23 protein-coding genes are annotated in these 23997 nt (G+C 57.2%); 14 read left to right on the forward strand and 9 right to left on the reverse strand.

Features of this window, described 5'->3' with window-relative positions; translation table 11 throughout:
• Positions 1-615 (forward strand): TetR/AcrR family transcriptional regulator, encoded by a 615-nt coding sequence (locus ACT3R4_RS04535; RefSeq protein WP_172118544.1) that lies wholly within the window; start codon positions 1-3, stop codon positions 613-615.
• A gap of 53 nt (positions 616-668) precedes the next feature.
• Entirely contained in the window at positions 669-1274 is a 606-nt protein-coding gene (locus ACT3R4_RS04540; protein ID WP_441677952.1) for a 1-acyl-sn-glycerol-3-phosphate acyltransferase, read from the forward strand.
• Positions 1275-1332: 58 nt separating this feature from the next.
• Here the strand turns inward: ACT3R4_RS04540 and ACT3R4_RS04545 are convergent, their stop codons facing one another.
• Positions 1333-2613, reverse strand: a complete 1281-nt coding sequence (locus ACT3R4_RS04545; RefSeq protein WP_172118542.1) for an HlyC/CorC family transporter — start codon at positions 2611-2613, stop codon at positions 1333-1335.
• 87 nt (positions 2614-2700) lie between these two features.
• Positions 2701-3498, reverse strand: coding sequence for a cytochrome C assembly family protein (locus tag ACT3R4_RS04550; RefSeq protein WP_087110110.1), 798 nt, complete (start codon positions 3496-3498; stop codon positions 2701-2703).
• Positions 3499-3707: 209 nt separating this feature from the next.
• On the opposite strand from ACT3R4_RS04550, the gene ffh reads away from it, so the two are divergent.
• On the forward strand, positions 3708-5135 hold the full coding sequence (gene ffh / locus ACT3R4_RS04555; RefSeq protein WP_172118541.1) for a signal recognition particle protein: 1428 nt from the start codon (positions 3708-3710) through the stop codon (positions 5133-5135).
• A gap of 77 nt (positions 5136-5212) precedes the next feature.
• Here the strand turns inward: ffh and ACT3R4_RS04560 are convergent, their stop codons facing one another.
• The 5 genes from ACT3R4_RS04560 to ACT3R4_RS04580 form a co-directional block, all read right to left on the reverse strand.
• Complete coding sequence (locus tag ACT3R4_RS04560) at positions 5213-5980, reverse strand: metallophosphoesterase (RefSeq protein ID WP_172118540.1); 768 nt, start codon at positions 5978-5980, stop codon at positions 5213-5215.
• A gap of 30 nt (positions 5981-6010) precedes the next feature.
• Positions 6011-6823, reverse strand: coding sequence for an ABC transporter permease (locus ACT3R4_RS04565; RefSeq protein ID WP_441677809.1), 813 nt, complete (start codon positions 6821-6823; stop codon positions 6011-6013).
• Positions 6820-7701, reverse strand: coding sequence for an ABC transporter permease (locus tag ACT3R4_RS04570; protein ID WP_216658100.1), 882 nt, complete (start codon positions 7699-7701; stop codon positions 6820-6822). The genes ACT3R4_RS04565 and ACT3R4_RS04570 overlap by 4 nt, the downstream gene beginning before the upstream one ends.
• Positions 7702-7787: 86 nt before the next feature.
• Positions 7788-8921 (reverse strand): extracellular solute-binding protein, encoded by a 1134-nt coding sequence (locus tag ACT3R4_RS04575; RefSeq protein WP_441677811.1) that lies wholly within the window; start codon positions 8919-8921, stop codon positions 7788-7790.
• Positions 8918-9958, reverse strand: coding sequence for an ABC transporter ATP-binding protein (locus ACT3R4_RS04580; RefSeq protein WP_193055180.1), 1041 nt, complete (start codon positions 9956-9958; stop codon positions 8918-8920). Before ACT3R4_RS04580 ends, ACT3R4_RS04575 begins: the two co-directional genes overlap by 4 nt.
• A 210-nt stretch (positions 9959-10168) precedes the next feature.
• Between ACT3R4_RS04580 and ACT3R4_RS04585 the strand changes: the two genes are divergently transcribed.
• The 11 genes from ACT3R4_RS04585 to ACT3R4_RS04635 all read left to right on the forward strand — a co-directional run bounded on the left by ACT3R4_RS04585 (position 10169) and on the right by ACT3R4_RS04635 (position 20813).
• Positions 10169-11158, forward strand: coding sequence for a LacI family DNA-binding transcriptional regulator (locus ACT3R4_RS04585; protein WP_441677813.1), 990 nt, complete (start codon positions 10169-10171; stop codon positions 11156-11158).
• A gap of 274 nt (positions 11159-11432) precedes the next feature.
• Entirely contained in the window at positions 11433-11681 is a 249-nt protein-coding gene (rpsP, locus tag ACT3R4_RS04590; protein WP_009724081.1) for a 30S ribosomal protein S16, read from the forward strand.
• A 45-nt stretch (positions 11682-11726) separates the two neighbouring features.
• Positions 11727-12272, forward strand: coding sequence for a ribosome maturation factor RimM (gene rimM, locus ACT3R4_RS04595; RefSeq protein ID WP_441677815.1), 546 nt, complete (start codon positions 11727-11729; stop codon positions 12270-12272).
• A 62-nt stretch (positions 12273-12334) separates the two neighbouring features.
• Positions 12335-13096, forward strand: a complete 762-nt coding sequence (gene trmD, locus ACT3R4_RS04600; protein WP_441677954.1) for a tRNA (guanosine(37)-N1)-methyltransferase TrmD — start codon at positions 12335-12337, stop codon at positions 13094-13096.
• A 191-nt stretch (positions 13097-13287) separates the two neighbouring features.
• The gene (gene rplS / locus ACT3R4_RS04605; RefSeq protein WP_087110090.1) at positions 13288-13644 is read left to right on the forward strand and encodes a 50S ribosomal protein L19; all 357 of its coding nucleotides are present in this window, start codon (positions 13288-13290) and stop codon (positions 13642-13644) included.
• Positions 13645-13782: 138 nt separating this feature from the next.
• Positions 13783-14664, forward strand: coding sequence for a site-specific tyrosine recombinase XerD (gene xerD, locus ACT3R4_RS04610; RefSeq protein ID WP_441677817.1), 882 nt, complete (start codon positions 13783-13785; stop codon positions 14662-14664).
• Positions 14639-15430 carry a DsbC family protein gene (locus ACT3R4_RS04615; RefSeq protein WP_441677819.1) on the forward strand — a complete coding sequence of 264 codons (792 nt, stop codon included), beginning with the start codon at positions 14639-14641 and terminating at the stop codon, positions 15428-15430. The genes xerD and ACT3R4_RS04615 overlap by 26 nt, the downstream gene beginning before the upstream one ends.
• A 181-nt stretch (positions 15431-15611) precedes the next feature.
• The gene (locus tag ACT3R4_RS04620; protein ID WP_172118532.1) at positions 15612-16928 is read left to right on the forward strand and encodes a homoserine dehydrogenase; all 1317 of its coding nucleotides are present in this window, start codon (positions 15612-15614) and stop codon (positions 16926-16928) included.
• 6 nt (positions 16929-16934) lie between these two features.
• Positions 16935-18323, forward strand: coding sequence for a threonine synthase (gene thrC / locus ACT3R4_RS04625; RefSeq protein ID WP_441677821.1), 1389 nt, complete (start codon positions 16935-16937; stop codon positions 18321-18323).
• 63 nt (positions 18324-18386) lie between these two features.
• Positions 18387-20141 (forward strand): single-stranded-DNA-specific exonuclease RecJ, encoded by a 1755-nt coding sequence (locus ACT3R4_RS04630; protein WP_441677955.1) that lies wholly within the window; start codon positions 18387-18389, stop codon positions 20139-20141.
• A 54-nt stretch (positions 20142-20195) separates the two neighbouring features.
• On the forward strand, positions 20196-20813 hold the full coding sequence (locus tag ACT3R4_RS04635; protein WP_441677823.1) for a YitT family protein: 618 nt from the start codon (positions 20196-20198) through the stop codon (positions 20811-20813).
• A gap of 72 nt (positions 20814-20885) precedes the next feature.
• Here ACT3R4_RS04635 and ACT3R4_RS04640 read toward each other — a convergent pair whose 3' ends face one another.
• Both ACT3R4_RS04640 and ACT3R4_RS04645 read right to left on the reverse strand, forming a co-directional pair.
• Positions 20886-23396, reverse strand: coding sequence for a heavy metal translocating P-type ATPase (locus ACT3R4_RS04640; protein ID WP_441677825.1), 2511 nt, complete (start codon positions 23394-23396; stop codon positions 20886-20888).
• Positions 23393-23821 carry a MerR family transcriptional regulator gene (locus ACT3R4_RS04645; protein ID WP_192527213.1) on the reverse strand — a complete coding sequence of 143 codons (429 nt, stop codon included), beginning with the start codon at positions 23819-23821 and terminating at the stop codon, positions 23393-23395. The genes ACT3R4_RS04640 and ACT3R4_RS04645 overlap by 4 nt, the downstream gene beginning before the upstream one ends.
• Positions 23822-23997 lie beyond the last annotated feature (176 nt).

The following is a 23997-nucleotide window of genomic DNA, read 5'->3' on the forward strand; positions in this document are numbered from 1 at the left end:
ATGGCCCGTCCTAGACAGCATGCGCCCGATGCCCTCCATGCGCAGGTCATGAAAGCTTGTGATGATTGGTTGGCTGTACAGTCAGTCCACGATTTATCCCTGCGTGCCCTGGCTAGAGAGGTTGGCTGCGCGCCCAGTACGCTGCTTAAACTTTACGGCAGCTTTAACAACTTATTGCAGCACGTTAACGTCGAAACGTTGGCGGGCTTGAAGCAGACCATTACGTCATTATCGGCAGACGCGCCAGAGCCTTGGCTGCGTGCGCTGGCGCATGCGTACTGGCACTTCGCCGAGCAAGACTGCTACCGCTGGAAGCTGCTGTTTGATTATCCTTTGGCGCAAGAAGGGGAGCTTGATCAGCGTCAAAGCCATCTCATTGAAGCGCTGTTTACCCAAGTGGAATCCGCCCTCAAAGAGTACCAGCCCACGCTTGACGATCTCGAAGCTCGGCGGCTGGGGCGCACGCTATGGGGCAGCGTACATGGGCTGGTACAGCTGGGCTTAAATGAACGCTTGGGGTATTGGCAAGGCCAGCAGCTTAAAGTGGATGAACTGCTGGATCAGTTGGTCAGTACGGTGCTGGCGGGGCTTCGGCGCCGGGAGCCGGCGTCGTGAGATGGTGGATCAATGCTGTCCGCCAAGTGCTGCGTAGCCTGATTTATCTGGCTATGCGACTTTGCTATCGCTTGCATGTGCATGGGCGTTATCACCTCCCCAAACGCGGCGGTGCGCTGGTTGTGTGCAACCACGTAAGCTTTATGGATGCTCTGGTCTTGGGGGGCGGTAGCCCTCGGCCACTGCGTTTTGTTATGGATCAGCCAATTTTCGATTCGCCTTGGCTCAAGTGGTGGTTTCAGCTTGTCGGCGCTATTCCCATTGAGTCCGAGCGGCGTAGCCCCGGCGCCTTGCGGCGTACGCTGGATGAAGTGAGCCTGGCACTGCGCCGAGGGGAAGTCGTTATGGTATTTCCGGAAGGGCGGTTAACGCCAGACGGTGATATCCATACCTTCAGACGCGGGCTGGAAACTATTCTGGCACGCGATAATGTGCCGGTGATTCCTGCCGGGCTGGCAGGCTTGTGGGGCTCCTGGACATCACACTACAACGGTAAAGCGCTGAAAAAGTGGCCAAGCCGCTTTAGGGCGCCGGTTAGCCTGCATTTTGGCCCACCCATTAATGTGCAAGAGGTGGATGGGGTTACGCTGCGTGGCTATTTGGAAACGCGGGTGCGAGCGCTAAAAGTGGCCGCCGATAAAGATATTGACGCGCGCTAACGCGCTTCATGTCGTCCCCAGTGCTGTCCATTTCAAGTGCTATCTGTCTCAAGTGCTGTCAGGGCTGGCGTCTTGGAAGACGCACGTTTTGCCAGCAGCGGGCAGAGGTGATCAGGTTGTCGCGGATCTCCAGTATTTCCATACGGATATTGTTAATTTGCAGGCTGGCGGGGCCTTCGGGGAACGCTTCAAGGTGCTCTAAAATCAACCCGTTCAGGGTCTTGGGACCATCGGTTGGTAAGTGCCACCCCAGCATTTTATTGATTTCACGGATGTTGGCCGTACCCTCAATGACATGGCTGCCGTCGTCCTGCTGATGAATCTCTTCATCTTCCGATACGTCCGTGGTGAACTCGCCAACGATCTCTTCCAGAATATCTTCAAGCGTTACCAACCCTTCGACATCGCCATACTCATCTACCACGATACCGATACGCCGCTTCTGCTTTTGAAAGTTAAGCAGTTGGGTATGAAGCGGTGTGGACTCAGGAATAAAGTAGGGTTCGCGTGCTTCCTGGACAATTGCCGCCTTGGTTACTTCGTCACGGGATAAAAAGCGCGCGGCATTGCGCAAGTGCAGCATGCCGATGATGTTGTTGATATCGCCTTTATATACCGGTAAGCGGGTGTGCTGGCTGGTACGAATTTGGGTCAGAATATCTTCCAACGAATCGTCCAGGTCAATCCCCAGCACTTCATGGCGCGGCACCATAATGTCGTTGACCGTGACATTCTCAAGATCCAGGATCGACAGCAGCATGGCCCGGTGGCGGTAGGGAATCAGCGTGCCGGCCTCATGTACCACGGTACGCAGCTCGTCGCGGGTAAGGTTGTCGCCGCCATTCTCCACGCTTTTCACGCCCAGTAGGCGCAGTAGGCCGTTCGAGATCATATTCACCAGCCACACCAGCGGATAAAGCAGCTTCAAAAGCGGCTCCAGCGCCATAGAGCTGGGGTAGGCAATACGCTCAGGTTTAATCGCCGCGTAGGTTTTGGGGGTAACCTCGGAAAAAATTAAAATAGTAATCGTTAAAATGGCAGTAGAAATCGCCGGGCCTGATACTTCGCCGAAAAAGTGAATAGCGATGATGGTCGCAATGGATGCCGCAAGATTATTGACGAAATTGTTGCCGATTAGAATGACGCCAATCAAGCGGTCAGGGCGGGTAAGTAGGCGCATGACCCGTTTGGCGCGCCGATCACCGCTGTTGGCCTGATGGCTCAGGCGGTAACGATTAATCGACATCATGCCGGTTTCAGAGCTAGAGAAAAATGCCGATAGCAGTACCAGTAAGCCAAGAAGGCCGAATAGTAATCCCAAGGGGAAGTCGTCGCTCAAGTCGAAAATTCCTTTATGCCGTATCAAGCACGGTTTGTAGAAGCTAGAAGAAGGTGTGTCAAGACAGCCATAGCCGTGTATATGGGCTTAGCGATTGAGCAGTATCTCAAGCACAAACTTACTGCCAAAGTAGGCCAGTATCAAAAGCGTGCAACCACCCAGCGTCCACCGTACTGCGCGCATGCCGCGCCAACCGAAGCGATAGCGGCCAATCAGTAGGGTTGTGAAAATAACCCATGCACCTAATGAGAGAACGGTTTTATGTAATAAATGCTGGGCAAAAATATTATCAAGAAAGATAAAACCGCTCACAATCGAGAGCGTTAGTAGCAAAATGCCTGCCCAGACCAACTCAAACAGGACGCGTTCCATCGTGGTTAGCGGAGGAAGCGACTGCACGATGCCGCGAATATGGTGATGGCGTAGCGCCTGGTTTTGTAATCCCACCAGAATTGCCTGTATCGCTGCAATCGCGAGCATGGCAAACGCCAGCGCGGAGCTAATGGCATGCAGCAGAATGCCGGGTGTCAAGCCGGTTTGGCTAGTGTGGCTGGGGAGCCAGGTGGCGGTAATCAGCGCGACACCCGCTAAAGGAAAGAGAACGATGCCGACGTTAAGCACCGGCTTGAAAAGGCTCGCTATCAACAGCACATTAACGGCGACCGCCATGAAAAGCGTCGCGCTGGTGGTAAACCCAGGCAGAAGGCCTGGGGATTGCCCCATCAGTTGGACGACCACCGGGATATGGAGCAGCAGGCCCAAGGCGCCCAACAGGCGCACCATGCCTTGGCGTGGCGGCACGCGGCGAAAAAGGGTCATGCCCTGCCAAGTGGCAGCAGCGACATAGAGTACAAAAGCGATCGTGGCGAAAGGCAGCGCCTGCATGATGCTATCCGTGCGCGCATTTCGCGCGTTGCAGTAAAAAACAGTTAAGTTAACGTGTACCGACTACTATAACCAATCAAAGCAGTATCGCACAGCCATCGTTAGCCCGCGCGGACAGTCATGGAGACTCAAGGCGTGAGCGCGTATAATCCATGCACATCAGTCCAGGGGCGTAGGCCCGGCGACAGCGACGGAGGCAGAGAGGCCCCATGTTTCAGAATCTCAGTGAGCGTCTTTCCCAGACGTTGAAGTCGATTAAAGGTCAGGCGCGCCTGACCGACGACAATATCAAAGATACCCTGCGCGAAGTGCGCAAAGCGCTGCTTGAAGCCGACGTAGCGCTGCCGGTCGTCAAGGCCTTTATCGAACGCGTTCGCGAGCGGGCGGTTGGGCAAGAGGTGTCCAAGAGCCTATCGCCCGGTCAACAGTTCGTCAAAATCGTCCAGCAGGAGCTGGAAGCCATTATGGGCGAGGCCAACGAAGGCCTAACCCTCAAAGGCTCGCCAGCCGTTGTGTTGATGGCCGGTTTGCAAGGGGCGGGTAAAACCACGTCGGTAGCCAAACTTGCCCGCTACCTGCGCGAACGCGAGAAGAAAAAAGTCCTGGTGGTGTCGGCCGACGTTTATCGCCCGGCAGCCATCGACCAGTTGGAGACGCTGGCCAAAGAGGTTGAAGTCGACTTCTTCCCGTCGCGCTCTGACCAGAAGCCTGTTGATATTGCCGAAGCGGCGATCAAACACGCCAAAATCCAGTTCCACGATGTGGTGCTGGTAGATACCGCGGGTCGCTTGGCAATTGATGAAGCCATGATGGCGGAGATCCAGGCGCTGCATAAGGCGATCTCACCGCAAGAAACGCTGTTCGTCGTCGATGCGATGACTGGCCAGGATGCGGTTAATACCGCGAAAGCATTCCACGATGCGCTGCCGCTGACCGGGGTTATCTTAACCAAGGCTGATGGTGATGCGCGTGGCGGTGCGGCGCTGTCGGTACGTCATATTACTGGCAAGCCCATCAAGTTTATGGGGGTGGGCGAGAAAGTTGACGCTCTGGAGCCCTTCCACCCGGATCGTGTGGCATCACGCATCCTCGGCATGGGCGACATGCTGTCGCTGATTGAGGAAGCCGAGCGCACGGTTGATAAAGACAAAGCTACCAAGCTTGCCAGCAAGGTCAAAAAAGGCGATGGCTTTGATCTGGAAGACTTCCGCGACCAATTGCAACAGCTCAAAAAGATGGGCGGCATGGGTGGCCTTCTGGGCAAGCTACCCGGCATGGGGCAAATGGCCGAAATGGCCCAGGGCCCCGGCCCTGAAAAGGAGCTGGGTAAGCTTGAAGCGCTGATCAACTCCATGACGCCCAAGGAGCGCCGCGCGCCGGATATTATCAACGGCTCGCGCAAGCGCAGGATTGCCGCCGGTGCTGGCCTGCAGGTGCCCGACCTGAACCGTCTGCTCAAGCAGCACAAGCAGATGCAGAAGATGATGAAGAAAGCGGGCAAGAAAGGCGGCATGCAGAAAATGATGCGCGGCATGTCCGGCATGATGGGCGGCGGCGGAGGTCCTGGCGGTCCAGGTGGAATGGGAGGCATGGGCGGTGGCGGTATGGGTGGCCCCGGCGGCCTGCCCTGGCGCTAAGCACACGCCTGGAACCTGGTGGCGAGCCAATTAAAGGCCCGCACGCTTTAAAAGCCAGCACCCTTCGGTGCTGGCTTTTAGGTTATATGGCGCAGGTGAACCAGAACGCTGCCATCTGGCTGGCAGTCATGTAGCGGATAGCTGTAAGGCACATCGCTGAGTGTCGGGTTCGCTTGGCTGCCCGGCACCAGGTCGTATTGAAACGCAGGACTGCCCGCAATGGCGCTGTAGTGTTGCCCCCACAAGGTGTGGAAGGGCTGATGAATATGCCCACATAGAATGCGTTTGGGAGACGCGCTGATAATAGCCTCGAAACGCTCTCGGCCCTCGATCAGGCTGTAGTCATCCCAGTGAGGGTTGCCCGTCATAAAGGGCGGGTGATGCATCACCAGGAACGTTAACGGCTGGGTATGGCGAAGCTGATTTTCCAGCCAATCCAGGCGTTCGCTACATAGCGCGCCTTGAGGTTTGCCAACAATAATTGAGTCCAGGCCCAGTAACGTGACACCGACTGCTTCCACACGGGAGTGCAGAAACTTGCCTGGCTGCAAGCCCGAAAGTCGGTCACCCAGCACTGCGCGCATGGCTTCACGCCGATCGTGGTTGCCCGGGACGGCCAGAATGGGCATTTCCAGTGGTGCCAGCAAGCGGCGAATCAGTCGATAGTCGTCTTCGGTCCCGCCGTCGGCCAGGTCACCGCTGATCACAACAAGATCGGGCGGTGGGCTAAGCGACACAAGGTCGCTCACGATACGTTCAACCACGTGGGCGATATCCAAACGTGACTCGCCGGTTTCAGACTGTGTAGTAAACACATGAAGGTCAGATAAATGGGCAATCAGCATGTACAGAACTCGATAACATGACGCGGGCCGTTAACGGCCCACGCGTGACAGGACATCGGCTTTTAGAAAACGCTCGATGACCAACATGAAGCCGACCGACGGGATCAGCAAAATCAACGCAGTAATGGCCGCCACCTGATAGTTGCCACCCATGGAGGCGTTAAACATCAACAGTGGCAGCGTGGTAATTTCCGGTGCGCCGACAAAAAACGTCCCGGTGAACTCATCAATGCTGTCGAGGAATACGAAGATGGACGCGGCAAGCAGGCCAGGCAGCGCCTGGGGCAGGGTGATACCGGCAAACGTACGCAGCGGAGAGGCACCCAGGTTGCGGGCCGCTTCTTCCAGCGAGCGGTCCACCGTAGAGAATGCGGCGGTCGCGATCCAAACGGCATATACAAGGCCCGGAAGCGAATGCACCAGCACTACGCCAATTAGCGTTCCGTTGAGCCCCCACTGATAAAAAATGGCGGCGATATTGACGAAAATCGGCAGATTGGGAAATGCCCGGGGCAATAAAAAAAACAGCATAATCACATTACGCGCGGGTAACGCCTGACGTGCCAGGGCGTAGCCTGCAGGAATGGCCAGCGCCATTGAAAGTATAACGGCGGAAAAGGCAACCAGTACGGTATTGAAAAGCGATGTCCAAGCGCCGGCACGTGGGCGGAACACGCGCTCCCAAAAGGAAAAGCCCCAGCCGGTAGGCAGTCGATTCGGGTAAAACCACTGCTCGGCAAAGGCCCAAAGAGCAAGATTCAACAGCGGCCCGAAAACAATAAAGGCAACCACGCCCAGTAAAAGGCCCAGCCCTATCGGCGAAAGTGCGCGGGTGATACTCATGAGGTCACCTCGCGGCGCAGGGTCAGACGCAAATAGATCCATGCGGTTACCGCCGTTAACGCGTAGGAGAACAGCCCCAGCGCATTGGCGACGCCGTAGTCACCGTAGTACGTGATTCGATGGGCCATCATTGAGGTCATCATGGTGGGGTTACCGGCAATCAGCATCATCGGTACCGAGAGGACCGAAAGCATCGCGACCAGCGACAGAATCAACCCGACCCAGAGGGTGGGCGCTGCCTGAGGCAGGATAATGCCGAAAAGGCAGCGCAGGCGGCTCGCGCCCATGTTGCGGGCGGCTTCAATATGGCTGCGGTCAATCGCGGCCATGGCACCGGCCAAGAGAAGCGTCACAAACGGGATCTGTTTCCAAGCAAAGGTCAGCACTAATCCTCGCCAATCCAAAAAGCTCTGCGCGCTCTCGGGCATCATTAGGCCTGTTTCGATCAGTACGCCGTTCATCATGCCGTTGGTCGATAAAAATGAGCGGGCAATCTGACCACTTACTACGAATGGAATAAACAGCGGCCAGCGGTAGAGCCAGCGCAATAAGCGAACGGCCCAGGGCGTGGTGCCCAGCACCAGATAACCTGAAATCGCAATGGAGATAACGGCGATGAGCGCAAGTGCTGCTGATACGACGCCGATAGAGAACAACACGTCGCGGCCATACAGCGAAAAGGCGCGAACGAGGTGGTCGGTGGTCCAGCCGCCATCACTGCTACGAAAAGCTGTCACCAGCGAGCGTAGCAAGGGCAGCGCATAGAGCAGCGTAATCGCGGTTAGCGCAGGCAGAACCAGCAATATACCCAAGCTTATTCGCGGGAATCGCTTGCCAGACATCGCAATGGGATAGGTTGAAGAGGGCGAAGTCGTCATAAACGCTTTCCACAGTGAAGGGGGCGCGAAGGTCCCCGGGTAATGATCATCAAAGCGTTATCATCGAGCGCTTGATCGTCCAGCGCTTAGCGGCTGACGTGGCTTTCATAGGCTTCGAGAATGGCACGGAAGTAATCCGCTTGCGGCATGGAGCGGCCACGTTCAGCAAGTGTCTCTGGCGATACGTCAGCATAGAGCTGAGCCCACTGTTCGTCGCTCAGTTCACTGCGAACGTGCTCGGCATCAATACCGGGGAACCAGTTAAACGTGCCGACAATACCTTCAGCCTGTACCTCAGGGCTCGTTGCCAAAGCAATGAATTCAGCCGCCAACTCAGCATGCTCTGCGCGCTCAGGAATCGCGTAGTACATCGGCTGGCCGGGCATGCCGGGTTCGAGCAGTAGCAGGCGGAAATCGGGGTTGAGGCGACCATCGGTCATCCAGGTGTAGTACATGTCCATCCACACCGGGCCCATGGCGATTTCGCCGCGGTTCATGGCGTCCATGGTGCCCGCATTGCCGGGTGTCAGGGTGACGTGCTGGTTAAAAGTACGCAGCTGATCAAGTGCTGTTGTCCAGTGCTCAGACGCGCCCTCTTCCCAAGGACCGTTTTGCAGCGTGTCGGCCATGTCAGTAAAGGCGTACATCCAGCCGAAGACAAAGCCTACGCCTGCCATGCCGCCGGTGATGCCGTTATAGCCAAACTGGTCGGGGTTCTCCTCAACCCAGTCGGCAAGCGCTGCGTAGCTTTCCGGCGGCTGTTCTAAAAGGGCCGGGTTGTAGGCGATGGCAATCTGGCTCTGAAACATCGGCATAACATAGCCTTCGACATCAACGCCCAGCGCATTACGCGCGCTGTCCGCGCTGACCAAATCACCGGTTTCAAGCGCGCCGGTATAGGTGCTTAGTAAACCTTCTTCCACCATCTGCCCGGCCATGCGCTGGTGGATGACTGCAACGTCGACGCCCCACGTCTCTTTATCACGCTGAGCGCTTAGGGTTTCGTAAATAGCTTGGCTTCCTGCATCGCCGGGGCCGGTGCCCATGGCGCGGACGCTGACATCCGGATGCATGGCTTCAAAGCGAGGAGCGAGAAATTCATTAATGTACTCGACCATGTTGTCGTCGCCTGCCGTAAACACGTTAAGCGTTGTGGCGGCCATGGCAGGTGTAGCAATGGCGCTGGCGATCAGGCTGAGCGTAAGGGCGAAGGGTTTCATGCAATATCCTCTTGTCGATCAAGTGGCGGCAGATGCCGATCGTCCGGCCCAAAAGGGATCAGGGCCGATTGCGGTACCTGAACAACGGCAAAGGTACCCGGAGCAATAGGAGTGGCCGACGTAGCACAAAGCTCAGCCTGTTCGGCACAAAGCGATATTTGATAGCCATCGCCGGTATAAACGCAGTCAGTAACCCGCCCTTTACGCGTCAGCATCGCAGGATGCTGGGGGACATTGATCAAGGCGTCACGCGTACGAAAGCCAAATGTGGTGGCAGCAGAGGCCATCGCGGGGTCCGAGGCTTGCCGAGCAACGGTGTTATCCACACCCAAAAAGCGTGCGGCGGCCACGTCAGCCGGCTGGTGATAAAGCGTTTGGGGTGGCGCTACCTGCACGACATGGCCTCCGCGCATCAGGACGATCTGGTCGGCCATTTGGAGCGCTTCTTCCTGGTCGTGGGTCACCATGATGGTGGTAATGCCCAGCGACTTCTGTAGGCGGCGCAGTTCGCTGCGCAGGCTGCGCCGAATCGCGGCATCCAGGTTGGAAAGTGGCTCATCGAGCAGTAATAAAGGTGGGTCAATAATGAGCGCACGCCCCAGGGCGATACGCTGGCGCTGGCCGCCAGAGAGTTGCGTGACCGCACGGCTTTCAAAACCACCAAGCTCCATGCGCTCCAGCATGGCGGCAACTTTTCGGGCGCGCTCCTCGCGAGGGACGCCGCGCAGTTTCAGCGGGTAGCCAAGGTTTTCCCCCACACTCATATGCGGCCAGAGCGCGTAGGACTGAAACACCATGGCGGTCTGGCGTTTTTCAGGCGGCAGATGAGTGATAGACCGTTTGCCTAAACGTATGTCGCCACGGCTTAGAGGTGTGAAGCCAGCAATGGCGCGCAGCAGCGTCGTTTTTCCGCCGCCGGATGGACCCAGCAGGCAGGTGAAGCTTCCTGGCGCGACATCAAGATGGATGTTTTCCAGAATGCGTTTCTGCCTGAGGTCAATCGTCACGTCATTGAGCGTCAATGCCTCGGTGCTCATTCTCGGTGCTCCATAAAAGGTAGAAGACGGATAACAAGCGTAATTTTGAACGCGCGTGCAAAATTTTAATAAGGTGATTTTACGAGGCGTTGATGACGCTTTGATGTACATTTTAAAACGCTTAAAAGGCAACCAAGGGGTGCTAGGATGGCGGAATTATCTTGTTGATTGAGCGGTCATCATGTTGAAAAACACCCGAGGCGCTGGCGCATGCCGATACGCGTAACCGCCGATGATGTAGCCCAAGCGGCAGGCGTATCTCGCGCCATGGTCTCACGCGCTTTTACAGCCGGAGCGTCGGTGTCGGCAAAAAAGCGCGAACACGTTTTAGCCGTGGCTCAGGCGCTGGGTTATCGGCCCAATCTTATCGCTCGGGGGCTGACGGGGCGTAGCACTGGATTGATCGCGGTGGTGGCCGGAGAGATATCGCGTCCTTATGAGGCTTGGCTACTTGAGCATTTGGTGTTTGAGCTCAGCTCCCGTGGCTATCAGCCGCTACTATTGCCAGCGTTGCGCGGCGGTAACGTCACCGAGGTGATCGACCATGCGCTGGCCTATCAGGTTGAGGGGGCTATTGTGGCGGCAGGCTCGGTGAGTCGCGAGATCGCCGACCGCTGCCGGGCTTCAGGGGCGCCGCTGGTATTGATTGGACGCGTGCTGGAAAGCAGTGGGGCTGATGCCGTGTGTTGCGACAATATAAAAGGTATGCATTTGCTGGTGGACCGGTTGGTCCAGCAAGGGCGCCGACGGATTGCCTGGTTGGGCGGCACTGAGGATACGTTTTCTGACCAGGAGCGCAGGCTGGGCGTCGAGCAGGCACTGAGCCACCACGGCTTGGCGTTAATGGCCGTGCACCGGGGAGACTTCTCGCTGCAAAGTGGGCTGAATGAAGGGCTGGCGCTGCTGGATGCCGGACAGTCATTGGATGCAGTTATCTGCGCCAACGATGCCATGGCGCTGGGCGTTGTCGAAGCCGCTGCGCAGCGCGGTATGCGGGTGCCGGATGAGATAGCGGTTACCGGGTTTGACGATGTTCCAGGCGCTGCTTGGGGGCGCTGCCCTTTAACGACGGTGCGTAACCCGGTACAGGAAACGGCTCTTGAAGCACTGCGCCTGCTTGAAGCAAGAGTAAAGACGCCTACGCGCGCCACGCAGGTCGTGAGAGTTGGCGTGACACTTGTTGAGCGCGTCAGTGCTTAGCCGTTAATGCAGTGGTTGACGTATTGTGAGTTTTCTGGCTGTCAGGCTTTCCAATCAGGGCGCATTTGCGTAGAATGCGGCCTCTTCATACGTGGGTGTTGGCAAAATATGCGTAAGCATTGCCGTAACATCCGGTTGTGAAGGCCTAAAATGGTACAAAGCAGCCACTTATCTTCAAGTGAGCCGCGTATCAAGAAAACAGTATGATGAGTGTTCTGGTGGCGGTTTGCGCTATTTTCCACTCTCGTAACCTCAACCGAAGGATAGTTATCGTATGGTTACCATTCGTTTGGCACGTGGTGGCGCCAAGAAGCGTCCCTTTTATCACCTGACTGTGACTGACTCGCGTAACGCCCGTGACGGCCGTTTCATCGAGCGTATCGGCTTCTTCAACCCGGTTGCTCGTGGTCAGGAAGAGCGTCTGCGCGTTGATCTAGAACGTGTTACTCACTGGCAGAGCCAAGGCGCCCAGTTGTCTGGTCGTGTTGCTGAGCTGGTTAAAGAAGCGCGTAAACAGGCGTAAGTCTGTTCACGGTAGAGTCTGGACTGCTGTACGTTGAGGTCGTCGATGACGTGTTTTGAAACAAGCCAAACTGACGACACGCATGTGGTGTTAGGCAAGCTGACTAGCCCCCACGGGGTGCAGGGTTGGCTCAAGGTGTATTCTTACACCAGCCCCATGGACAGCATTTTGGATTATCCCGAATGGTGGGTGCGCCAAGGGGAAACCCTGACGCGAATGGCCATTGTTCAGGGACGTCGGCAAGGTAAAGGCCTTGTTGTGCAGATTAAAGGCGTAAATGACCGCAATGCCGCTGAGGCTCTGGCGCAAGCGGATATTTTACTGCCCAAAGATGCACTGCCTACACTGTCAGCCGATGAGTATTACTGGCATGAGCTTGAAGGCTTGGCTGTCTTCACTCAAGCCGGCGAGCGGTTAGGGCGGGTAAGCTACCTGTTTGAAACCGGCGCCAACGATGTCATGGTGGTTCGCGGCGATGACGACGCGATCGACAAACGCGAGCGGCTACTCCCGTTTTTGCCTGATGACGTGATTGTCGAAATCAGCCTTGAAGATGGCCGTATGGTCGTTAACTGGGACCCTGAGTTTTGATCAATGACGAAGCGGCCGATGTGCAAACAGCGGTGCTCGGCAATGATATGGATACGCCCGCTATGTGGATCGGCGTAGTATCGTTGTTTCCTGAAATGTTCGATGCACTCACCCAGCAGGGCGTAGTAGGTCGGGCGATAGAGAAGCAACGTATTGCCTTGGAGTTTTGGAACCCGCGAGATTACGCCACCGACCGCCATCGCAGTGTGGATGATCGCCCTTATGGCGGCGGCCCGGGTATGTTGATGAAAGTCGATACACTCCGTGGCGCTATCCACGATGCCCGTGAACGGGCACATCAAGCCACCGGCCAGGTGCCTACGGTGATCTACCTTTCGCCCCAAGGGCGTAAGCTTGATCAAAAAGGCGCTCAGGCATTAGCCGCTACTGGCCCCCTTGTGGTGGTGGCAGGGCGCTATGAGGGGATTGATGAGCGTGTGGTGGAGAGTGACATCGATGAAGAGTGGTCGATTGGCGACTATGTGCTGAGCGGCGGTGAGCTGCCCGCCATGGTGCTGATTGACGCAGCGGCGAGGTTGGTTCCCGGTGTATTGGGGCATCAGGACTCCGCTATCGAAGACTCGTTTAATGACGGTCTTTTGGACTGCCCGCACTATACCCGTCCAGAAAGTATCGACGGGCGCCAGGTGCCGGATGTGCTGCTAAGCGGTAATCATGCAGCCATCAAGCGCTGGCGGTTGAAGCAGTCGTTAGGCCGCACATGGCAGCGCCGTCCCGACCTGTTAGAAGGGCGCGAGCTTAATGCCGAGCAACAGCAGTTGCTGAATGAGTTTATCGAGGAACACGCTCTGTCTGCCAAGTAGGTTATTTTCAACGACCTGGTGCAGAGCGGCGGTGCAGGACGGAAAGGGCACGTCGTCTACATATCGACGGCAAGCCTACGGACCTGTGTCACCCATAACGACTCCCGTGTGGCTCGATTCGAGCGCCGGGATCACGGTTTGCCCCTTCCACAACTGCGTGGCAAACCATTCCGTTATTTAGGAGTATGAAGATGAGCAGCAAGAACAAGGTGATCCAGGCGATCGAAAACGAGCAGATGGGCAAAGAGATTCCTTCTTTTGCGCCGGGCGACACCATTATCGTTCAAGTAAAAGTTAAGGAAGGCACCCGCGAGCGTCTGCAGGCGTTTGAAGGTGTTGTTATTGCCAAGCGTAACCGTGGTCTGAACTCCGCTTTCACCGTACGTAAAATTTCTCACGGTGTTGGCGTTGAGCGTACTTTCCAGACCTACAGCCCGCTGGTTGACTCTCTTGAAGTCAAGCGTCGTGGTGACGTGCGTCAAGCCAAGCTGTACTACCTGCGTGAGCGTAGCGGTAAGTCAGCACGTATCAAAGAAAAGCTGTCCTAAGCGACGCTTTCTCGGGCGCGCACTGTTCTTGACGTACGTCTTGGGCACGTGTCGCACCGGATACAAGAACCCCGTCACCGCTTTGCGGGGCGGGGTTTTGTTTATGTGGTCATATACTCAGCAGGAGACGATTAACGTATGAGCGTCATTGATGCTTTCTTGGACGCCCTATGGTTAGAGCAAGGCGCCAGTGATCATACGTTAGCCGCCTATCGGCGCGATTTAACCGCGTGGCAGCACTATCTGGTAGCAGAAGGTGAGGATATATTGTCTCCCACGGGGCAGCGGCTTCCCGTATGGTTGGATGCCCGCCGAGAGCAAGGCTATCAACTGCGAAGCAACGCCCGGCTGTTATCAAGCCTTAGAAGTTTTTATCGCTGGGCACGCTTACACGGGCATGTGGTTAGCGACCCGCTGGTGGATGTTAAGCTTCCCAGAGTGCAGCCAGGCTTGCCCAATACGCTGGAAGAGGCGGAGGTCGAGCGCCTGCTGATGGCGCCTGATGTTGATACACCGCTGGGCGTGCGCGACCGCACCATGCTGGAGCTGCTGTATGCCTGTGGGCTGCGCGTATCGGAGCTTGTATCGTTAACCGGCGATGCGGTGAACCTGCGCCAAAATGTGGTGCGTGTGCGCGGTAAGGGGGATAAAGACCGCTTGGTGCCCATGGGGGAGGAAGCAGCAGATTGGCTTGCGCACTATATGAAAACGGCCAGACCTGCGCTAATGAGCGACCCGACCAGGCCAGCGCTTTTTCCAGGGCGCCATGATAAAGCCATGACGCGACAGACCTTCTGGCACCGTATAAAAGCGCATGCCATCACGGCTGGTATCTCGCGTCCGCTGTCTCCGCATACGCTGCGACATGCTTTTGCGACACATTTATTGAATCATGGGGCCAATTTACGGGTCGTACAGCTGCTGTTAGGCCACAGCGATTTATCTACGACTCAAATTTATACGCATGTTGCCCAAGCCCGCTTGGAGCATTTACATGCAGAACACCATCCGCGAGGTTGAAGATAGAATGCGTCAACGTACGGTTACTCCTTCTTTACGCACGGCATTACTCACGCTCGCCATCGCCAGCGTTTTGCCGGTCGCCGCTCACGCAGATGCCGTCACGCAACGACTGAGTGAGTCGCTGAGCGTTAATGGTCAGCCGATGCCGGTTGAGCACGTAACGACGGCTCCGATGGAAGGCATTTACCACGTGCGCTTGGAAAGCGGCGAGTCGTTTTACACCAACGTCGATGGTAGCCACTTTTTGGTGGGTGATCTTTTCGAAAATGCCGAGACGGGGCTGGTCAATTTAACCGAGCAGTCCAAAAATCAGGAGCGTGTTGCGGCACTGGCAAGCATCCCCGAGTCTGAGCGCGTTGTGTATCGCGGTGTCGATGAGCCAAGAGCCACCGTGGTAGTATTTACCGACCCCACTTGCCCCTACTGTGAGCGTCTTCACGAAGCCGTGCCTGAGCTTAATGAGCGCGGGATTGCGGTACACTATTTAGCATTCCCACGGGCGGGTATGGGCAGCGATGCGGCGACCTCCATGCAGCAAGCGTGGTGTTCGGATAATCGTAGTGAAGCGATGACCCGTGCCCAGCAGCGCCAGCCACTATCGGGCCCTTCGGATTGCGATAACCCGGTGGCTGAACAGTATGAGTTGGGTATGGCGCTGGGCGTACAGGGCACGCCCGCGATTATTCTGCCCGATGGCCAAATGGTACCAGGCTATGTACCGCCAGAAAGGCTTGCCGTCATGTTAGGCTTGGGCGACGTCTAAGCTTGACCTGTCAGGCGCTTTGAAGCAGGCGCTTGGCAACAGAAACGTAGCAACAGAAACATAGCAATAGGCACGCCCAACAAGTGCCCACCAATAGAGAGCACCGTTAACGAGCGGTGACGCTGAGACACTGAATTTAAGACCAGGCGCCAAGGGCGCCCACCACGAAAGGGGATGTATTTTGAAACCGGTAAGAGTAGGCATTTGTGGGCTAGGCACGGTTGGCGGCGGCACGTTCAATGTATTGACGCGCAACGCGGATGATATTGCACGCCGTGCAGGCCGCCCTATTGTGATTGAGCAGGTGGCTCACCGTAGTATTCACCCCGACTGCGATATTACCGGTATTAATGCAACCACCGATGTTTTCGAGGTGGCAACTAACCCTAACGTTGATGTGCTGGTCGAGCTGATTGGCGGCTATGACATGGCGCGTGAATTGGTACTCACCGCGATTGCCAATGGCAAACATGTGGTCACTGCTAACAAGGCGTTGATTGCTGTTCACGGTAATGAAATCTTCAAGGCGGCTCATGAAAAGGGCGTTATCGTCGCCTTTGAAGCCGCCGTTGCAGGCGGTATTCCGGTTATCAAATCGCTGCGTGAAGGCTTGGGTGCCAACCGCATTGAGTGGGTGGCAGGCATCATTAACGGCACCGGCAACTTTATTCTGACGCACATGCGTGACGAAGGCCGAGCCTTTGAAGACGTACTTGCCGAAGCGCAGGCACTGGGTTACGCCGAAGCCGACCCCACGTTTGACGTGGAAGGTATCGATGCGGCGCACAAGCTGACCATTCTGGCCTCGATTGCTTACGGTGTACCGCTTCAGTTTGAAAGAGCCTTCACCGAAGGTATTTCACGGATTACTGCTGAAGATGTCGAGCAGGCCGATAACCTGGGCTACGTTATTAAGCACTTGGGTATTTCCAAGCGTACCGACCAGGGGCTTGAGCTACGCGTTCACCCCACGTTGATCCCCAAAGAGCGTTTGCTGGCCAATGTGCATGGCGTCAAAAACGCCATTGCCATCATGGGTGACGCGGTAGGCCCCACGCTTTACTACGGTGCCGGTGCGGGTGCTGAACCAACGGCTTCCGCCGTGGTTGCTGATGTGTTGGATGTGGCTCGTGATATTACAACTGCCCACCACTATCGCGTGCCCTATTTGGCGTTCAGCGGTATTGATGAAGATGTCAGCCAACTGCCGATTATGCCGATGGAAGACATCATTACGGCGTATTATCTGCGCCTGTTGGCGGTGGATCGCCCTGGTGTACTGGCGCGCGTAGCCACCATTCTTTCGGAGCAGGGCATCTCTATTGAGGCACTGATCCAGAAAGAGGCAACCGAAGGCGAGCTGGTGCCGATTATTCTGCTGACGCACCGCACCAAAGAGAAGCAGATGAACGAAGCAATTCGTGAAATCGAAGCGATGGCCGATATCGCCGGACCGGTGACACGCATCCGCGTGGAAAGCCTGAGCGAAGGGGAGTAACCCACTATGCGCTATATCAGTACGCGTGGGCAGGCGCCCGCGCTCTCGTTTGAAGAAGTCGTACTAACCGGTATGGCCAGCGACGGCGGCCTTTACGTGCCGGAAGAGCTGCCCACCCTCTCGAAAGAAGCGCTGGCCGATATGGCCGGGCTCTCTTACGCCGAGATTGCTTTTCGGGTCATGAAGCCGTTTGTAAACGGCGAGATCGACGACGACACTTTCCGCACCATCGTGACCGACGCGTATTCCACCTTCACTCACGATGCGGTGGTGCCGCTCAAGCAGCTCGACGCCAATCACTTCCTGCTTGAGCAGTTCCATGGCCCGACGCTGGCATTTAAAGACGTCGCGCTACAGCTTTTGGGCCGCCTGTTGGATCACTTTTTGAAAAAGCGCGGCGAGCGCGCGGTGATCATGGGCGCCACCTCGGGCGATACCGGGTCGGCGGCGATTGAAGGCTGCCGCCACTGCGACAACCTGGATATCTTTATTCTGCACCCGCACCAGCGGGTGTCCGAAGTGCAGCGCCGCCAGATGACCTCGGTGCTGGCCGATAACGTCTTCAATATTGCTATCGAAGGCAATTTTGACGACGCTCAAGCCATGGTCAAGGCAAGTTTTGCCAATCAAGACTTTCTGAACGGCACGCGCCTGGTGGCGGTCAACTCGATCAACTGGGCGCGCATCATGGCTCAGATTGTTTACTACGTAGCGGCGGGTGTGGCGTTGGGTGCTCCGCATCGCGAGGTCAGCTTCTGTGTGCCGTCGGCCAACTTTGGCAACGTGTTTGCGGGCTACATGGCGTACAAAATGGGGCTGCCGGTCAAGCAGTTCATCATTGCCACCAACTCCAACGACATTCTGCACCGTACGCTGGCCGCCAACGACTTCTCCAAGAAGGAGCTTGAGGCAACGCTCGCGCCTTCCATGGATATCGTGGTGTCGTCGAACTTCGAGCGTCTTCTGTTTGATGCTTATGAGCGTGATGGCGCCGCCGTGGCGGCACTGCTGGAGCGCTTTCAGCAAGAGCCCACCGCACTTGCCGATGCGCCGCTTGCCAAGCTGCGCGAGAAGTTCTCAAGTTTTAGTGTGGACGATGCGACCATTCTGGACGTCATTCGCGAAGCGCATCACCGTACTGGTGAAATGCTCGACCCGCATACCGCCACGGGCTACCGCGCTGCTGAGCGTGTCCGCGCTGATCAATCAACGCCGATGATAACGCTTGCCACCGCACACCCGGCCAAGTTTGCTGAAGCTGTGGTGAAGGCAGGCTTCCAGGGTGTACCCCTGCCCACGCATATGGATGATTTGCTGGAGCGTGAAGAGCACTACACGGTATTGCCAGCTGAGCTGAGCGCCGTGCAGCAGTTTGTGGCGGATAACCGTCGTTAACACATGATGACTGCTTTGCCAGATGCCAATCCGCCCGTTACACCTCAGCACACCACGCAGCTAATGTTGGAGCCTCGTCCGCTGGACGAGGCTGTCTACGCCCGTGCCCAGGCACAAGGCTTGAGCGAGCTTCAGGCGCGCCTTCTCGCCTCACGGCTGCCCGGCTATCAGGGCGAGCTTGCCCCGCTGGTAACGCCCAGCCTGCGCTACCTGGCTCACCCGGAAAAGCTCGCCGATGGGCGCCGTGCCGCCGAACGTATTGCTCAGGCGGTTGCCGAGGGTGAATCCATCGGGATTTTGACCGATTACGATGTGGATGGGATTACCTCCCACGTCGTCATTCGCCGCACGCTGGTTGAGCTGTTTGGTGTGCCCGAGCACAAGCTGCATAGCCTGATTGGCCACCGTATCCACGATGGCTACGGGATCAGCTTGCCGTTGGTTGAGCGCACGCTGGCGCTTAAGCCATTCCCGACCCTGGTGATTACCGCCGACTGCGGAAGCAGCGACGAGCCACGTATTGCGCGACTCAAAGCGGCAGGCATTGACGTGGTGGTCAGTGATCACCACGCGTTGCCATTGGAAGGCCCGCCCGCGTCGGCTTACGCCTGCGTAAATCCCACCCGTGACGATTGCACTTATCCGGATAAAACCATCGCCGGGTGCATGGTGGCGTGGCTGTTGATGTCGTTGGCACGTGGCGTATTGGTGGTGTGGGGGGCCTTGCCCGAGGCTACGCCCAAGCTTTCGCCGTGGCTCTCCTATGTGGCGCTGGGCACCGTGGCGGACTGCGTATCGCTGGGCGGAAGCCCCGCCAACCGCGCCGTGGTGAGCTACGGATTAACCCTGATCAACCGCATGGACGCCGCCTGCTGGCGCGCCATGGCGGCACGCCTGGGTGCGGACAGCGTACCGTTCAATGCTGAAACGCTGGCCTTTCAGATGGGCCCGCGGATCAATGCGCGCTCGCGGCTGGATGACCCTTACGCGGCGCTGCATTTCATGCTAGCCGAGAGCGACGCCGTCGCTAACCGTCAGTTGGAAGTGCTGGATCAGGATAACCAGTCGCGTAAGGCGATTGAAGCTGATATGGCCGAAGAGGCACGGGCGCTGGCCGCCAGTGCGCTGATCGCCGATGAGCCCGCCGTGGTGGTGTTTCTGGAAGATGGCCACCCCGGCGTTCAGGGCATTGTGGCCTCCCGGCTGGTTCAGTCCTACGGGCGCCCCGCGCTGGTGCTGACGCAGGCGGCGGCCCCCAATATGCTCACCGGTTCCGGGCGCTCAATCGATGGCTTGCACCTGCGCGATGCGTTGCAGCGTACTTTTGAGCTGGCCCCAGAGGCGCTGCCACGCTTTGGCGGGCACAGCGGTGCCGCCGGAGTGGGCGTTCCCCGCGAACAGCTGGACGTGTTTAAACAGGCGTTTCTCAAAGCCGTGGCGGAGCAGTTGGTGGGGCGTTCGCTCTATCCTAGGCTATGGACGGATGGCGAGCTTTCCACCGCGCAGCTTTCGCTGGCAACGCTTGAAGAGATCGACGCGCTGGGACCCTACGGGCGTGAATTTGACGCACCGCTTTTTGAAGGGCGTTTTATCGTCGAAGCGCTGCGCCCGGTGGGTGCCGATGGCGCGCACTTGATGCTTGAGCTCTCCATGGGCGCCATCACCTGCAAGGCAATCTGGTTTCGCGCCTTAACGCCAGGCGAGCTGCCCGCGTTCACCATCGGCGATACGCTGCACTGCGCTTATAAACTTAACCGTAACCGCTGGAGAGGGCGGGAGTCGTTGCAGTTGATGGTTGAGCACGCAAGCGCCGTTTAAAACGCTTTCATCACCTCGGTTCATCAACCCGGCACACTTCATAAGGGCGTTTAAATGCGCGTGGACGATTTACCCAAGGACCCGCACCGCCTCTATGAGGATGTAATGGCGATGCTGCTCGGCACATTCTTCGTTGCCTTGGGCGTTACCTTTTATACCCAAGCGGTGCTGCTAACCGGCAGCACCGCGGGTTTGGCGCTGCTGCTTAATTACGTGACGCAATGGAGTTTCGGGCTTTGGTTTTTTGCCATCAACCTGCCGTTTTATTATCTGGCGATCAAGCGTATGGGGTGGAGCTTTACGCTGCGCACCTTTATCGCTATTGGCCTGGTATCGCTGTTTTCTGAATTAACCCAAGGCTGGGTACAGTTTGCAAGCGTGCCTTCGCTGTACGCGGCACTCATGGGCGGGGCATTGATGGGCATTGGCATGCTGATGCTGTTTCGTCATCGAACAAGCCTGGGCGGCATCAATATTCTGGCGCTGTACCTGCAGGACCGCCACGACCTGCGGGCGGGCTATGTGCAACTGGGCATCGATGGGGTAATTTTGCTGGTGGCGCTTACCCAGCTACCGTTAGACCGCGTTGGCTACTCGGTGCTAGGGGCGCTGACGTTGAACTTGATTATCGCCCTTAACCATAAGCCCGGGCGATATATCGGCGTGAGTTAGCGCTCTAGCTAAGCCAGAACCACCAGACGACCAGGGCAATGAGCCCGAGGCCTGCCGCGTTAACCAATAAGCTCATGAGACCTCCTGTTGAGAGGGTTTCCAGAATCGTAGGCGATTGGCGTTACTCACCACGGTGATGGAGGAGAGCGACATAGCGACCCCGGCGATAATCGGTGAAAGCAGCATGCCGGTTACCGGGTAGAGCAGGCCTGCTGCAATCGGGATGCACAGCACGTTATAGCCAAAGGCGCCGACCAGGTTCTGCTTGATGTTGGCAAGCGTGGCGCGGCTGATTTCAATGGCTGAGGCCACGCCGTGAAGTGACCCACGCATGAGGGTGATCCCCGCGCTTTCCATGGCGATATCCGTCCCCTGGCCAATCGCAAAGCCGACGTTCGCTCGTGCCAGCGCCGGGGCATCGTTAATGCCGTCCCCCACCATGCCTACGATTTCCCCTGCTTGCTGTAAACGCTCAATCTCCGCGTACTTGTCTTCTGGCGTTAGGCCTGCTTTGAATGTCGTAATGCCGACTTCGCGGGCAATCGCTGCGGCGCTATGCTGATTATCGCCGGTCAGCATGACCACGTTCAGGCCATCCTGCTGCAAGCGCTTAACGGCCGCGACGGCATCGTGGCGTAACGGGTCGCTAATCCCGAATAGCGCCGCTAGCTGATTATTCACTGCCAGATACACCAGCGTACGCGCCTTGTTTTGTAGCGCGTTAACCTCTTGCTGGGCAGATGAAAGATCAACTCCGGCAGCCTCAAGCAGGCGCGCATTGCCCAACAGCAGCGCTTTTCCATCGCGGGTTTCGGCTTTTACGCCACCGCCCGTAACACTTTCAAACTCCTGGATCTCGGCAGGCGCGGCGCCCTGCGCATCCGCGTAAGCGATAAGGGCTGCTGCCAGCGGATGCTCAGAACCGCGCTCCAGGCCATGCACCAGGCCCAGCGCAGTGGTTTGATCCATGCCAAACAGCTGTGCATCGGTGACACTGGGTTTGCCTTCGGTGAGCGTGCCAGTTTTATCGACCACCAGCGTGGTCAATTTGCTGGCGGTTTGTAGCGCTTCGCCACTTCTTACCAGTACGCCCTGTTCGGCGGCTTTGCCCACGCCAATCATGGTGGAAATGGGCGTGGCCAGGCCCAGCGCGCAGGGGCAGGCAATAATTAGCACGGTCGTAGCCGCCACCAGCATATGAATCACGCGTGGCTCAGGGCCAACGTTAAACCATACCAGCGCCGCCAGTACGGCAATAATTATTACCGCTGGCACGAAGATGCTCGATACCTTATCCGCCAACTCACCAATTGGCGGGCGTGAATTCTGAGCGCTGGCGACCTGCTCGGTGATTTGCCCAAGCCGAGTATCACGACCCACACGAGTCGCGCGATACACCAGCCCGCCCTGCCCATTGATCGTGCCTGCGCTGACGTCATCGCCGGTTTGCTTACTGACGGCCAGCGGCTCGCCGGTCAGCATGGACTCATCAATATGGCTCTGGCCTTCGGTGACTTCGCCATCGACGGGTAAGCGCTCACCGGGGCGTACGCGGAGTTGGTCACCTTCACGAACCTCATCCACGTCTATTTCCTGCTCCTGGCCGCCGCGAATGACGCGCGCCGTGCGGCTTTGCAAATCAAGCAGGCGCTTTAGCGCATTGCTGGTACGCCCACGGGCGCGAAGCTCCATGGCGTTACCCAGCAGGATAAGCCCAATCACCATCGCCGAGGCTTCAAAGTAGATCCCTTGGGCTATTTCAGGCAGCCAAGGTGCAAACAGCACCACCGCCATGGAATAAAGCCAAGCGGTGCCCGTACCCATCGCCACCAGCGTATCCATATTGGCCTGATGGCGTTTGAGGTTCTTCCACGCATTTACAAAGAAGTGGCGCCCTGGAAACGCGAGCACACCCAGGGTCAAGACACCAATCACCAGCCAATAAATGCGGCCCAGGCCCATGACATGCGGATGATAGATAAACATGCTGAGCATCAGTGGAATGGCCAATGCCAGCGCGATGGCACTGCCCCGCAGCCGCTGGAGGTACAGGGTGGCGTCCTGCTCGGCGCGAACGCGCTCGGCTTCACGCATGTCCACAATCGGCTCCGCCGTGTAGCCCGCTGAGGCGACCGCGTTGATAAGGGCTTGCGTATCGGCGCTGCCCATCACTTGGGCGGTGTGGGTCGCGAAGTTAACGCTGGCGGCACCCACCCCTTGTGTATTTTTCAGCGCATCCTGAACGCTTTTAACGCAACTGGCGCAGGTCATGCCGCTAATTGCCAAGCGTATGTTGGGTCCAGCCGTGGCCGGTATGTCAACTGTTTCTGGCGGCGATTCAGGCGCTATCGAAGAGGCGGGTTCGCTGCTGGCCGGATAGCCGGCTTTCTCCAATGCGGCGTTCAGGCGGTGATCGTCCAAACAGGTGGTCACTTCAAGGCGCTTTTCAGCTGGTGTACCCACCACCTCAGCCGCTGGGTCTTCTACCTGAATCGCCTCGCGCATCCGCTTAACGCAGCCCTGGCAGCTCATGCCACCTACCGTACGGAAAACCGTATGGCGTGAATTGGCTGTTTCGTTCATAAGGCCTCCCTGGAAGAGGGATCGTCGGGAAAGCTTTCAATAAGGCGGCACACGCTATGCCCATCGGGTGTGCCGTCAGGCATATGCTCCCAGCTTCCCAGCGCCTGTTCCATGCGCTGGGCCAGCGCTTCAAGTTCGGCAATCCGTGTACGGATCTGCGGCAGGCGGCTAGCCAGCAGGTCGCGCACCAGCGGGCAGGGCGAGTCTCCCTGGTCGGCATGCAGGAGAATGTCGCGTATCTCCGCTACGCTAAACCCCAGTTTGCGTGCTCGCTGAATAAAGTGCAGCCGCTCAAGGTCGGTGCTTGAGAAAAGCTGATAGCCGTTATCGGGATGGCGGCTCGGGAGAAGTAAGCCTTCGCGGGTGTAGTGGCGCACTGTCTCTGCCGTTACACCGCCCTGTTTGGCAAGCTCGCCGACTTTCATCGCGTACTCCTGTGAGTCTTCGTCTGCTGTTAGTAAACGGTGGGAATACACGTAGTGTAAAACCTATGGGTAACACGCAGGTCAAGGTGGGCTGTTCAATAATTCGGTAAAAAGGGCTTAAAACGAATAAAACAATGATTTAAAACGGTCGTACGACTAATGTATGAGCGAAAAAC

The sequence above is a fragment of the Halomonas sp. AOP7-E1-9 genome (assembly GCF_052376035.1).
Lineage (GTDB): Bacteria > Pseudomonadota > Gammaproteobacteria > Pseudomonadales > Halomonadaceae > Vreelandella > Vreelandella citrativorans.